The sequence below is a fragment of the Candidatus Dormiibacterota bacterium genome (assembly GCA_036495095.1).
Taxonomy (GTDB): Bacteria; Chloroflexota; Dormibacteria; order Aeolococcales; family Aeolococcaceae; genus CF-96.
The window spans coordinates 1-12,307 of sequence record DASXNK010000003.1 but is presented as its reverse complement, the minus strand read 5'-3'; the positions used below and the strand labels follow the sequence as shown (position 1 = coordinate 12,307).

At 74.1% G+C, this 12,307-nt stretch carries 15 protein-coding genes and 1 riboswitch; of the genes, 8 read left to right on the top strand and 7 right to left on the bottom strand.

Features of this window, described 5'->3' with window-relative positions:
* From lon to VGL20_00180, 3 genes are all read left to right on the top strand, one after another.
* Positions 1–2,289: endopeptidase La (gene lon / locus VGL20_00190; GenBank protein ID HEY2702085.1), on the top strand; the 2,289-nt coding region annotated here is incomplete at its 5' end.
* Between the two features lie 53 nt (positions 2,290–2,342).
* Positions 2,343–3,140, top strand: coding sequence for an SGNH/GDSL hydrolase family protein (locus VGL20_00185; protein HEY2702084.1), 798 nt, complete (start codon positions 2,343–2,345; stop codon positions 3,138–3,140).
* A gap of 26 nt (positions 3,141–3,166) precedes the next feature.
* Complete coding sequence (locus tag VGL20_00180; GenBank protein ID HEY2702083.1) at positions 3,167–3,820, top strand: MBL fold metallo-hydrolase; 654 nt, start codon at positions 3,167–3,169, stop codon at positions 3,818–3,820.
* Here VGL20_00180 and VGL20_00175 read toward each other — a convergent pair.
* Together VGL20_00175 and VGL20_00170 are read right to left on the bottom strand one after the other, a co-directional pair.
* On the bottom strand, positions 3,811–4,392 hold the full coding sequence (locus VGL20_00175; GenBank protein ID HEY2702082.1) for a CoA pyrophosphatase: 582 nt from the start codon (positions 4,390–4,392) through the stop codon (positions 3,811–3,813). The two genes, VGL20_00180 and VGL20_00175, sit on opposite strands and share 10 nt — an antisense overlap.
* Before the next feature lie 25 nt (positions 4,393–4,417).
* Positions 4,418–4,642: a hypothetical protein gene (locus tag VGL20_00170; protein ID HEY2702081.1), complete on the bottom strand. Its 225-nt coding sequence runs from the start codon at positions 4,640–4,642 to the stop codon at positions 4,418–4,420.
* 212 nt (positions 4,643–4,854) lie between these two features.
* Between VGL20_00170 and VGL20_00165 the strand changes: the two genes are divergently transcribed.
* Positions 4,855–5,175, top strand: coding sequence for a hypothetical protein (locus VGL20_00165; protein HEY2702080.1), 321 nt, complete (start codon positions 4,855–4,857; stop codon positions 5,173–5,175).
* Between the two features lie 4 nt (positions 5,176–5,179).
* Here VGL20_00165 and VGL20_00160 read toward each other — a convergent pair whose 3' ends face one another.
* Entirely contained in the window at positions 5,180–5,983 is an 804-nt protein-coding gene (locus VGL20_00160; protein HEY2702079.1) for an alpha/beta fold hydrolase, read from the bottom strand.
* Positions 5,984–6,066: 83 nt separating this feature from the next.
* Here VGL20_00160 and trpD point away from each other — a divergent pair, with 83 nt between their 5' ends.
* Genes trpD through VGL20_00140 form a run of 4 tightly spaced genes read left to right on the top strand, consistent with a single transcriptional unit; the run spans position 6,067 to position 8,775 of the window.
* Positions 6,067–7,155 (top strand): anthranilate phosphoribosyltransferase, encoded by a 1,089-nt coding sequence (trpD, locus tag VGL20_00155; protein HEY2702078.1) that lies wholly within the window; start codon positions 6,067–6,069, stop codon positions 7,153–7,155.
* Positions 7,155–7,625: a tRNA (adenine(22)-N(1))-methyltransferase TrmK gene (locus VGL20_00150; GenBank protein HEY2702077.1), complete on the top strand. Its 471-nt coding sequence runs from the start codon at positions 7,155–7,157 to the stop codon at positions 7,623–7,625. Before trpD ends, VGL20_00150 begins: the two co-directional genes overlap by 1 nt.
* Positions 7,622–8,314, top strand: coding sequence for a hypothetical protein (locus VGL20_00145; protein ID HEY2702076.1), 693 nt, complete (start codon positions 7,622–7,624; stop codon positions 8,312–8,314). Before VGL20_00150 ends, VGL20_00145 begins: the two co-directional genes overlap by 4 nt.
* The gene (locus tag VGL20_00140) at positions 8,311–8,775 is read left to right on the top strand and encodes a ribonuclease H (GenBank protein ID HEY2702075.1); all 465 of its coding nucleotides are present in this window, start codon (positions 8,311–8,313) and stop codon (positions 8,773–8,775) included. Before VGL20_00145 ends, VGL20_00140 begins: the two co-directional genes overlap by 4 nt.
* Before the next feature lie 11 nt (positions 8,776–8,786).
* Here the strand turns inward: VGL20_00140 and VGL20_00135 are convergent, their stop codons facing one another.
* The 4 genes from VGL20_00135 to VGL20_00120 form a co-directional block, all read right to left on the bottom strand.
* Positions 8,787–10,415: a pilus assembly protein TadG-related protein gene (locus VGL20_00135; GenBank protein HEY2702074.1), complete on the bottom strand. Its 1,629-nt coding sequence runs from the start codon at positions 10,413–10,415 to the stop codon at positions 8,787–8,789.
* Complete coding sequence (locus VGL20_00130) at positions 10,412–11,308, bottom strand: TadE/TadG family type IV pilus assembly protein (protein HEY2702073.1); 897 nt, start codon at positions 11,306–11,308, stop codon at positions 10,412–10,414. The genes VGL20_00135 and VGL20_00130 overlap by 4 nt, the downstream gene beginning before the upstream one ends.
* Positions 11,305–11,814, bottom strand: coding sequence for a TadE family protein (locus VGL20_00125; GenBank protein HEY2702072.1), 510 nt, complete (start codon positions 11,812–11,814; stop codon positions 11,305–11,307). Before VGL20_00125 ends, VGL20_00130 begins: the two co-directional genes overlap by 4 nt.
* Positions 11,815–11,847: 33 nt before the next feature.
* Positions 11,848–11,924: riboswitch (cyclic di-GMP riboswitch) on the bottom strand.
* Positions 11,925–12,017: 93 nt separating this feature from the next.
* On the bottom strand, positions 12,018–12,143 hold the full coding sequence (locus tag VGL20_00120; protein ID HEY2702071.1) for a hypothetical protein: 126 nt from the start codon (positions 12,141–12,143) through the stop codon (positions 12,018–12,020).
* Positions 12,144–12,307 lie beyond the last annotated feature (164 nt).

Genomic DNA, 12,307 nt, shown 5'->3' with positions numbered 1-12,307 from the left:
GCCCAGGCCCTGGTCGAGGGCCAGCGGCGGGTGCGCATCGAGTCGCTCGAGACCGACGGCGAGGGCTGGACCGGCACCGTCGTCAGCGTCGAGGACACCATCGCGGAGGGCAGCGAGATCGACGCCCTCGCCGGCTCGGTGAGGTCGCTGTTCGGCGAGTACGTCGTCGCCGGCGCCGCGGTGGCGCCGGAGGTGGCGGTGGCGGTGTCGCGCGCCACCGAGCCGGTCCGCATCGCCGACGTCTGCAGCGCCGCGCCCGACATCGCCGCCGCCGACAAGGTGGCGCTGCTCCAGGAGACCGACGTGGCCGCGCGGCTGCGCCTGCTCGTCCCCCTGCTCGCCCGGCAGGTGGAGGTCGCGCAGCTGCGCAGCAAGATCAACGAGGACGTGCAGAAGACCATCAACAAGGGTCAGCGCGAGCACATCCTCCGCGAGCAGCTCCGCGCCATCCGGCGCGAGCTCGCCGAGCTCGAGGGCACCGTCGGCGACGAGGACGATCTGGCCACCCGTGTCGAGAACGCGGGGATGCCGGACCCGGTGCGCGCCCGCACCCTCAAGGAGGTGGCGCGGCTGGAGCAGATCCCCCAGGCATCGCCCGAGCTCGGCATGGTGCGCACCTACGTCGACTGGCTGCTCGACCTCCCCTGGGCCGACCCTCCCCCGGAGGAGATCGACATCGAGCGCGCCAAGCAGATCCTCGACGAGGACCACTACGGCCTGCCCAAGGTGAAGGACCGCCTGCTGGAGTGGCTGGCGGTGCGCCAGCGCACCCTCGGCCGGCAGCGCATGCGCGAGGCCGAGCGGGCCGCGGCGCTGGAGGGCGAGACGCCGGCGCCGCCGCCGGCGTCGGACGCGCCCAGCACCCCCACCCCCGCGGTCGAGGAGCCGCGCCCGCGACGCGCGCTGCAGACCCCGATCCTCTGCCTGGTGGGGCCGCCGGGCGTCGGCAAGACGTCGCTGGGACGGAGCATCGCCCGGGCGATGAACCGGCGCTTCGTGCGGCTGTCGCTCGGCGGCATCCGCGACGAGGCGGAGATCCGGGGCCACCGCCGCACCTACATCGGCGCGCTGCCCGGCCGGATCATCCAGTCGATGAAGCAGGCGGGCACCCGCGACCCGGTGATCATGCTCGACGAGATCGACAAGGTCGGCGCGGACTTCCGCGGCGATCCCTCCGCGGCGCTGCTCGAGGTGCTCGACCCGGAGCAGAACCGCGAGTTCTCGGACCACTACCTGGAGGTCCCCTACGACCTCTCCCAGGTGCTCTTCATCACCACCGCGAACGTCGTCGAGACCATCGGCCCGGCGCTCCGTGACCGCATGGAGCTGATCCGCATCACCGGCTACACCGAGGCGGAGAAGCTGGGCATCGCCGAGCGCCACCTGGTGCCGCGGCAGATGGACCAGCACGGCCTCGACAGCACCGAGATGGAGATCACCGGCGACGCCCTGCTCGCGATGATCCGCGGCTACACCCACGAGGCCGGGGTGCGCCAGCTCGAGCGCACCATCGCGCAGGTGTGCCGCAAGGTGCCCCGCAAGCTCGTGGAGTCGGGGAGCACCGACGCGGTGGTGGTCGTTCCCGGCGACCTCGAGGAGTACCTCGGGCCCCAGCGCTTCGACTTCGGCGAGGCCGAGGAGGAGGACCAGGTCGGCGCCGTCACCGGCGTGGTGGTCAGCGAGGTCGGCGGCGACATCGTCACCGTCGAGGCGCTCGCCATCGAGGGCAAGAACGAGCTGCTGCTCACCGGCCAGCTGGGCAACGTGATGGAGGAGTCGGCCCGCGCCGCGCTGAGCTGGTCGCGGGTCAACGCCCATCGCTACGGCGCGCGCAAGGGCTTCTTCGACAACCACGGCCTGCACATCCACGTGCCCGCCGGGGGCATCCCCAAGGACGGCCCCTCCGCCGGGGTCACCATGGTGACGGCGATGGTCAGCGCCGCCAGCGGCCGGAAGGTCGACCGCCGTGTCGCCATGACCGGCGAGGTGACGCTGCGCGGCCGGGTGCTCCCCATCGGCGGGGTGAAGGACAAGCTGCTCGCCGCCCACCGCGCCGGGATCGCCGTGTTCCTCCTGCCCCGCCGCAACGAGCGCGACCTCCGCGAGGTCGACAAGGAGATCCTCGACCGCATCGAGGTGGTGCCGGTCGACAACGTCGACCAGGTGCTCGCCCGAGCGCTGCTCCCCGGCGGCGAGCGCCGTCATGGCGGCGACCGCCGCGCCGGCTTCGTGATCGCGGGTGACGGCGCCCCGGTGACCCCGGGGGTGGCGGTCGAGCTGCGGGGTTGACAGCGGGACCCGACCCGGGGAACCTGCAGCGATCACCACGGAGGGAGGCGGCGATGGGACGGGTCCGACGTGCGATCGCGCTGGTCGCGCTGCCGCTGCTCCTGGTGGCCACCGGCGGCCGGGTCCCGGCGGCAGCCGCCGGAGGGCTCGCCTACGCCGCCCTCGGGGACTCGTACGTGAGCGGGACCGGGTCGGGCAGCGAGGACGGGACCAACTGCCGCCGCTCTGCCAACAGCTACGCCCCGGTCTTCGCGCGCTCCAGCGGCGGCCGCTTCACCCTCACCGACTTCGCCGCCTGCACCGGTGCCACGATCGGAAGCGTCGAGCAGTCCCAGCTGGCCGCGCTGGCACCCGCGCAGCTGGTGAGCCTCACCGTCGGCGGCAACGACGCCCGCTTCGGCGAGATCGTGATCCACTGCCTCCAGCCGGGCTCGGGATGCCGCACCGACTACCCCGACGAGGACCAGCGGATCGACTCCCTCGCCGGCCCGCTCCACCGGCTCTACGGCGAGGTCGTCGCCGGCGCCCCCGGCGCCCAGCTGCTGGTGGTCACCTATCCGCAGATCCTCCGCTCCGGGGGCACCTGCGCGTCGACCTGGACGCTGACCCGCGAGGACGTCGACTGGTTCCGCGCCGAGTGGTCGCGGATGAACGCGGTGATCCGCCATGCCGCCGAGGGGGTGCCCCGGACCCAGGTCGTCGACGTCGAGACCGCGTTCGCCGGCCACGAGCTGTGCACCGCCCAGGAGTGGGCGTACGGCGGCCGCTGGCGCGACCCCTACAGCAGCTTCCACCCCAACGCGCTCGGCCACGCCTCCGTCGCCTCCTTCCTCCGCGCCGCGACGGGCTGAGGGGAGCCGCCGGTAGACTGGTTGCCATGCCCGAGGCACTGCGTGACCTGGTCCAGCTGTCGATCGTCGTCGACCCCACCTACGACCAGAACTGCTACGTGCTGCGGCGCCGCGACACCGACGCGGTGCTGGTCCTCGACCCCGGCCTCCAGCATCCCCGGACCCTGGAGCTGCTGGAGAGGGACGGGCTGCGCTGCGAGCGCATCCTGCTCACCCACGGCCATCCGGATCACGTCAACGGGGTGCCCGCGGTGAAGGCGGCGCACGGCTGCGAGGCCGCCATCCACGCCGAGGACCGGCCGCTGCTGGAGTGGGCGTCACGGCTCCCCGGCATCCCCGCCGACCTGCCGCCGGTGATCTGCGAGACCGACCTGGTCCCCGGCGAGAGCCTGCGCTGGCAGGAGCTCGACGTCCGCGTGCTCCACACCCCGGGGCACACCCGCGGCTCGGTCTGCTTCCTGGTCGGCCCCGACCTGATCGCCGGCGACACCCTCTTCCAGCGCAGCGTCGGCCGCACCGACCTCCCCGGCGGCGACTGGGACACGCTGATGTTCTCGATCGAGAACACCATCTACGCGCTGCCCCCGGAGACCCGGGTCTACCCGGGGCACGGTCCCAGCACCACGGTGAGCGAGGAGATGCGCCACAACCCGTTCGTGGTGCACCCCCGCTACCGCTGAGCGCCCACCTCGCGGGGTGCGCCCAGCCGTCCCAGGAGGTCGTGGAGGACCGCGGCGGTGGCCCCCCAGATCACCTGCCCGTGGGCCTCGTAGAAGTGCACCACGGCGTCCCCCTCCATCCCGGGGATGCTCCGGCTGGTGAGCGGCGCCCCGAGCAGCTCGGCGACGGGGATGCGGAACCAGGTCGCCACCTCGTAGCCGTCGGCGACCGGCGTGACCGGGCGGCGTTGCAGGCCAACCACCGGGCAGAGGCTGCGCGCCGAGCCGCGGGTCTGCACCGTGGCCAGCAGCCCGAGGGGCTCGACCGCGTCGACGGGGACGGCCAGCTCCTCCAGCGCCTCGCGCAGCGCCGCGCCGACCACGCCGGCGTCGCCGGGGTCGATGCCGCCGCCGGGAAACGCGATCTGCCCGCGGTGGGTGCGCACCCGCCGGCTGCGGCGGATGAAGAGCAGCGGCAGCGCCGGGTCGGCCGGATCGACCAGCAGCAGCACCGCCGCGGTGACCTCGGGGGCTGGGGCCGCGCCCGGCGCCGGGACCGGGTCGACGGCGCCGCGGAGACGGTCCAGCAGCATCCGGGTCAGCGTACCCGGTGCCGGGTCAGGGGACCTGGACGGCCGGCGCCTGCTGCAGGGCGAGCTCGAGCCGGCTCATGGCGTCGTCGTGGCGGAGCGCACCGGCGAGCAGGCAGGTGTAGTCACGGAGGCGGCGGTAGCGTGCGGCGGCGGTGTCCTCGGCGAGGTCGACCTGCGCCTGGAGCTCCACGGGCCCGGGATGATCGACGAGGGTGAGACCGCCCTGCACCGGGTTCACGTCCCTTTCCATTCCCGCATACTCCTCCGGCGACCGGTCGTCCCGCGCCGCCGCGGGTCCCGCCTCCGCCGTGAGTTCATCGTCCTCGTGTGCTCCTGAGGGGTGGTGACGAGTCCAGTGAAGCCCGGTCCCGGAGGGTGACAGCCGATGGCGAGAACGACACGGGGCGGTGACGCTGCCGTCACGGTGGGCGCATTCTGGCCGAACACGTCAGCCTTTCGCTGGTGAGCCGGGGCAATCCGGGGGCGCCCGACGCCCTCCCCGCCAACCGCAGCTGCCGCATGTGCGGCGCCGCCACCCGTTTCTCCCACACCAGCTATGTGCGGGCCGGCGAGAGCGTGGCGCTGTACGTCTGCACCTCGTGCGGCACCACCCACAGCGGCGGCCTCCGCGGCGGCGACCGGCCGCCGCCGCCCGGCCGCGACGCCCGCTCCGGCGGCCGCGCCAGCCGGCGCCCCCCGGTGGACGAGGGGCCCCCCGCCAATCCGGTCATCGACGAGGACATGGCGCGGCTGCTCCGCGAGTCCCTCGGCGGTCAGCAGTAGCGCCTCATCCGGTGCGGGCCACGCCGGCGTCGCGGGTGTGGCGCTCGAACCAGGCGGCGATCCGCGGGTTGAGCTCGTCGCGGTCGACGTCCACGCTCATCGCGTGGCCGCTGCGCGGATAGCGGCCCACCTCGACCTCGCTGCTGCAGACCAGACCGCGGGCGATGTCGTCGGCGTTCCTCGGGTCGACGGTGCGATCGCCTCCCCCGTGCAACACCAGCACCGGCTGGCGCACCATCGCCAGCTCGCCGCGCACGGTGCGCAGCAGCCGGGTGAGCTCATGGATCGAGCGGGTGGAGCGGCGCCCGTAGGAGTGCAGCTCCTGGACCGCCTCGGGCAGGTACAGGTCGATGTCGGCGGGGTCGGGGGTGTGCCAGCGCTGCACGTACTTGGCGGCGAAGATGATCTTCAGCCGCCAGTCGCTGAGCCAGACCGGTGCCGCCAGGGTGGCCACCGCGGCGATCCGGGTGTCGTGGGCGGCGAGGTGCAGAGCGAGGGCGCCGCCCATCGACTGTCCCGCGACCACCACCTGGTCGCACTCGGCGGCGACCCGGTCGACGGCTTCGGCGGCGGAGCGGGCCCAGTCCTGCCAGCGGGTGCGGGCGAGGTCCTCCGGAGTGGTGCCGTGGCCGGTGAGCAGCGGGCCGTCGACCCGCCAGCCCTGGGCGGCCAGATGCTCGCCGAGGCGGCGCAGCTCCGGCGGGGTGCCGGCGAAGCCGTGGAGGAGCACCGCGCCGCGGCGCCCCGAGCCCAACCGCCAGGGCCGGATCGCCTCGGGGTCGAAGGGGAGGGACGAGCGTGCCGGCATCTGGGCGGAGTATGCATTCACCGGGCGCTCCCGGGTGCGCCGGCGGTCCCCGATCGTCGCGGACCTGCTACCGTCCGGCGGCGATGACCGAGGCCGACACGCTCCTGCGCGAGGCGCTCGAGCGGCTCGTCCGCGGAGAGCATCTGGACGTGGAGACGGCGCGCTCGGTGATGGACCGGGTGATGCAGGGCAGCGCCACGCCGGCGCAGATCGGCGCCCTCCTGGCGGCGCTGCGCATCCGCGGTGAGACCGTCGAGGAGCTCACCGGCATGGTGATGTCGATGCGCGACCACGCGCTGCGCGTCGAGCTGGCGGTCGACGCCGTCGACACCTGCGGCACCGGCGGCGACGGCAGCGGCACCTTCAACATCTCCACCGCCGCGGCGTTCGTGGTCGCCGGCGCCGGCTGCCCGGTGGCGAAGCACGGTGGCAGGGCGGCCTCCAGCCGCTGCGGCAGCGCCGATGTCCTCGAGGAGCTGGGCGTGGCCATCGCGCTCAGCCCCGACGGGGTGCGCAGCTGCGTCGAGGAGGTGGGCATCGGCTTCCTGTTCGCGCCCGCCTTCCACCCCGCCATGCGCCACGTCGGCCCGCTCCGGCGCGAGCTGGGCATCCGCACCGCCTTCAACGTGCTCGGTCCCCTCGCCAACCCGGCGCGCGTCCCCTACCAGTCGCTCGGCGTCGGCGACCACGGGCTGGCGGGCAGGATGGCCGGCGTGCTCTGCCGGCTCGGCCACCGCCACGCGCTCGTCTTCGCCGGCCCCGGCGGCATCGACGAGCTCGGGCTCAGCGGTGTCGCCCGCTGCCTCGAGGTGAGCCCCGCCGTGCTGCGCGAGTTCGAGATCGACCCCGCCGCCCTGGGGTTGCGCCCGGCGCCGGTGGAGGCGCTCCGCGGCGGCGACGCCCACCACAACGCGGCGCGGCTGCGCGCCGTGCTCGACGGCGAGCCCGGGCCGATGCGCGACGTGGTGCTGCTCAACGCCGCCGCCGCGCTCTGGGCCGCGGAGCGCGCCGGCGACCTCGCCGAGGGGCTGGACCGAGCCCGCGCGTCGGTCGACGGAGGCGGCGCCCGGCGCTCCCTCGACGGCCTGGTGGCGGCCTCGGTGGCGGCGGCGGAGCGGGACGCCCGGCCCCGCCCCCGCCCCGCCGCCGCGCCCCGCCCGGGGGCGGCCTGATGACCACCCCGCCGCTGCCCCGCCGCCTCCAGGGGCTGCTCGCCGTCCTGCCCGACGCGGAGAGCGTCGCCGACGTCGCCGCCGGCCACGGCCGCCTCGCCGTCCACCTCGCCGCCCGCTCCCACCGCGTGATCGCCACCGAGAACACCGACGGCCCCTACGCCGAGCTCTGCCGCAACCTGGAGCGCTGGGAGGCCGGGGGCCGGGTGGAGGCGCGCCGGGGCAGCGGCCTCGAGCCGCTCGCCGCCGGTGAGGTCGAGGGCGTGGTCATCGCCGGTCTCGGCGCCCGGCGGCTGACCCAGATCGCCGCCCAGGCGCCGGGGCGGGGGCTGCGCTGGGTGGCGCTGCAGTGCGTCCAGCATCCCGACGAGCTCGCCGGCTGGGTGCGCGCGGCGGGCTGGCGGGTGGCGGTCGAGACCGTCTGCGAGCAGCGCGGCCGCGCCTACGCGACCTGGGTGCTCGAGGTGTGAGCACCGCCGCGATGCTCGAGCTGCAGCAGATCGACGACCGTCTCGCCGGGCGCCGCACCGCCGCGCGTGAGGTCGAGGCGCGCATCGCCGGCTCTCCCGAGCTCGAGGCGGCGCGGCGACGCGCCAACGGCCTCGCGGCGGAGCGTGGCAGGGCCGAGGACCGGCTCGCCGCCGCGGCGCGCGAGAGCGCCGCCCTGCGCGCCCGGGTGAAGGTCATCGACCGCCAGCTGTACGGCGGCTCGGTGCGCAATCCCCAGGACCTCCTCACCCTCCAGCGCGAGCTCGCCGAGGTGCGCGAGCGGATGGCCGAGGCCGACGACGCAGAGCTCCAGCTGATGGAGGAGGCGGAGGCCGCGGACACGGCCGCGAACGCCGCCGCCGCCACGGTCACCACCATCGAGCAGGATCGCGGCGACGCCGCCGCCGGCGAACGGGCCAGGCTGGAGGCGCTGGGCGAGGAGATCGCCGAGCTGGAGCGGGACCGTGCCGCCGTCGCGGGCGCGCTGCCGCCCGCCGAGCTCGCGCTCTACACCCGGCTGGCGACGCGGCTGCACCCCGCGGTCACGCCGCTGCAGGGCGACTCCTGCGGCGGCTGCCACCTGCCCCTGGGGGTGCGCGAGGTGCGCGCCGCCCGCATGGGCAGCGAGCTGGTGCAGTGCTCGAACTGCGACCGGGTGGTGGTGAGGTGACCGTGGACGGGAGGCAGCTGAGCCTGGACGTGGCCGCACCGGCGCGCACCGTGGTCGCGTACACCGACGGCGCCTGCTCGGGCAATCCGGGGGCCGGCGCCTGGGCCTACCGCCTGGAGTGGCCGGACGGCGGTGTCGAGGAGCGGGCCGAGGCCGAGACCATGACCACGAACAACCGCGAGGAGCTCAAGGCGGTGCGCGAGGCGCTGCGCGCGGTGCGCGGGCGGATCGGCGACGACCCGTCGTGGCGGGTGGTGGTGCGCACCGACAGCCTCGGGGTGATCAACTGGCTGAGCCGCACCTGGAAGCGGAACAAGAACCTCGACCTGTTCCCCACCATCGACCCGCTGGTCGACGGCCGGGTGAGGTTCGAGCACGTCCGCGGCCACAGCGGCGATCCCGGCAACGACCGCGTCGACCGGCTCGCGGTGGGCGCCTACGAGCGGCTGCTCGGCCGCTGAGCCACGACCGGCTACTCCACCAGCCGCAGGATCTCGCGCTGCTGCGCCACCGTTCCCGCGTTGTAGGTGATCCGGGGGTTGGGATGGTTGCCGCCCTGGTTGATCCATGAGGCCACGATCGCCTGGCCGTCGACGGTGATGTCGGCGTTGCTCGTCGTCGAGGTGATCCCGGACGGCATGTACACGGTGCCCTGGAGGCTGAGCAGGCTCCTGTTCTTGTCGACGGTGAGCTGCGCGGTGACCCCCCGGGGCGCGTAGACCGGGTACCGGCCGTCGTTGGGGTTGCTGGTGCCGGATGGCGTGTAGGGGGTCAGCCTGGCCTGGATCCCGCCACCCCGTCCCACGTACATGGTGGCGCCGGCTCCGCCGCTCTGCTGCAGGTAGAAGGTGACCCCGTAGAGGCAGACGCCGTACACGGCCGCGTCGGCGCCATTGCAGGTCCCGGACACCGCCTGGCTGACAGTGACGTCGTTGGCCAGGGTGGTGTTGTGGACGATCTCGTAGACGCCGGGGGCCAGCGGATGATCGACGGTCAGGCCGCAGGTGTAGATCCCCGGCTGGTAGACGCCGCCGATGAGCCCCTGATTTCCGCTGCAGCCGTAGGTGCTGGGGCTGCTGGCGAGGGTGGGCGCACCGAGGTCGGGGGCTGCGATCGCGGGTACGGCGACGCAGGCCCTGGTGGTGCCGACGCTGCTGATCCCCGGGGGCAGCGTCTGGCTGATGGAGGTGTCGTCGACGTAGCTGTTGGTGGCGGTGAGCGACACCCCCTGGATGGTCGTCGGACAGCCCTCGGCGAGGGTCTGCGCCACCTGGCCCCCGCCGGCCGTGGCGCAGTCCGCGAGGAAGGAGAGCGGTGTGACCGACGCCTGCTGTGGCTGCCCCGCGGAGGGATCCGGGGAGGGCAGGGCGTGGGGCGCCTGGGGATCGCCGAGGACGATCGAGCCGCCCTGGGCGCAGGTCGCCGCATGGCCGCTGGACTGCGGCTGCACGCTCCGGTAGGCGTAGACGTTCCCGGTGATGATCTGGTTGAAGTTGCTGTCCTGCGCGTAGCTGCCCGCATAGAGCGCGAAGCCGAACGGCTGCGCGGGCGCGAAGTGATAGGCGACCGCGTGGGCGCCGGTCGCCCCCGGCAGCAGCCCGATCGCCCCGCCGATGCCCGCGTACGACCCCTGGCGGACATTCACCTCGAGATACTGGGAGTCCCCGTTGTAGGCTGCGAGCCGCGCGGCGACCGGCGGCGTGCTCACCGTGACCGTATCGGTGCCCGCGGTGAAGGTGACGCTGCAGGACGTGCTTCCGGCGCAGCCGGCGGCGCCGGCGGTGACGGACTGCGCGTAGGCGGCCACGCTGACTCCGCCCAGGGGCCACTGGAGGCGGGTGTGGAGCACCATGACGGCGTCCTGGACTCCGGCGGTGCGTTCAGCCTGGGTCACCGGGGCGGTCGAGAGGTGATGGGCGCCGGCCAGCGCGGCGGCGTCGGCCGCGTTCTGGAGGTCGCGCCGGAAATGGGTCTGGACGCTGAGATCCACGGCCATCGCGGTGAAGCCGAGCAGCACCGTCGAGGCGACGGCGATGATCGGGATCGCCTGGCCCCGCTGGGTGCGCCGCCGCAGCCGGCCCGCGCGCGCCGCCGCGGTCACTGGCCCTGGGTGAGGGTGCACGGCTCGATCTCCATGGTCACGCTGGACGTTGCCGTGCGCTGACGCGGGTTGGCGGGATCCCCGAGGAACCCCGCGAAGGGCACGAAGATGGGAACCGGGTAGGACACCGTGACGGTGACGTACTGCTGGTCGGTCACCCTCGTCTCCGAGGGGCAGTCCGCTCCCGCCACGGGGGTGGCGCTGGGGAACGGCGTCGATCCCGGCGTCGCCGTCGGCGCCGGGGTGGCGGAGGACAGGGGCGGCGGCGTCGGGCACGACGCGGGCAGGCTGAAGCTCTGCGTGGCGGTGGACCCCGCCGCAACCGTCAGGCGGGTCGCGTCGCCGTAGTCACACCCGCTTCCGAAGGCGGTGGCGGTGACCACCTGCGAACCGGGGGTGAGGCAGAGGGTGTAGGCGCCGTTGGTCCCGGTGCTCACCGCCGATCGGCTGCCACCCGCCGACCCCTGCACGGTCGCCCCGCCGGCCCCCGTGGGCAGGTTGGACACGACGCCGGTCAGCGTCGCCTCCGAGCTGCCGCACGGATTGGAGACGCGCACCGCGTCGGCGGGCGCCCGCGACAGCGTCGACGGGCTGGTGATGGTGATCGTCAACCGCGTGTAGTCCAGCTGACCGGAGGCGTTGCGGACCGCGACGCAGACCGGGTTGGCATCGTTCGCCCTGCAGGTGTAGGGGGAGCTGCTCAGCGGGTCGAGCCCGGTGTGCGGGTTCTCGGAGGCCACCCGTGCGCCCTCGCGCGCGGCCGTGTCCACGGTGACCAGGCCGTAGGCGATGGTCCCGACCTGCGCCGCGCCACCGAGGAGCATGAGAAGGAACGGAGCGGTCAGCGCCACCTCGATGAGGGCCTGGCCCCGCCGCCGCGCGGACCGTCTCACTGCTCGCACGTTGCCTCGGCGCTGGCGTGGAGGGTGCGGACCAGCAGGCCGCCGCTGTCGCCGAGCAGGTTCCCGAGAAGCGGCACATACAGCGGCTGGGCGAAGCTGGCGTCGACGACGACGGTCTTCCCCTTCTGGCACTCATCGAGCACGTTCGGGTCGTTGGGGATGCTGTTCCCGTTGATCACGGTGATGTTCAGCGCCACCGTGCCGGGAACCGAATGGAGGCTGCCGGCGATGAATGACACCAGCGCTCCGTTGCTGCACGTCCCACCGTCGGGAAGCAGCTGGGCGGGCGACCTCCCGATCCCGCCGCAGACCGCGGCGGCGCGGGCGCCCTCACGGACCACGCTGCTGAGCTGCAGCTGGTTGGTGACCACCACACCGCCGACGGCGATGCCCATCACCAGCAGGAAGAGGACGGGAGACACCATCGCGAACTCGACCAGGCTGACACCGGCGCAGTCGCGCCGCGGTCGGCGGCGCAGCCGCGCGGCCAGGGCCATACGAGGATCTCCTCTCGGCCCCGTGTGCACTCCTTCGGCAGCCCGGCTGTCTCAGCGAGAGACCCGTGGCTTTGCGTCCCCGCCTCGCGACGGGTTTGCCAGTTTGTCGGGAGCCGACCGGCTCAGGCTAGGCGACGCGGGTCGCACAGGGGTGGCGCGGCGGTGACGCTCCCGTGGCCTTCCGGTCGGTCGGGAGACCCCGCCTAGGCCCGGTGCCGGACCAGACGGTGCAGCACCCGCGCCACCCGGGCGGCGACGCCCCCGCCGGGGTGATGGCGGCGTGCCCGCGCGTTCTTGAGCTCCAGCCGGAGCCACTGCTCGTCGGTCATCTCCGTGCCCTCCTTGGGCGATCCGGGCCGTCGCCGTCCCCCGCCCCGAACCGTTGCACTACGCAACGATCGTAGCATGGTGCGTTGCGTGATGCAACCCGTTGTGACTAGACTGTCGCATCGGACGGCGCGTGAGCGCCGAGAGGAGGAACCGTTGCTCGAGC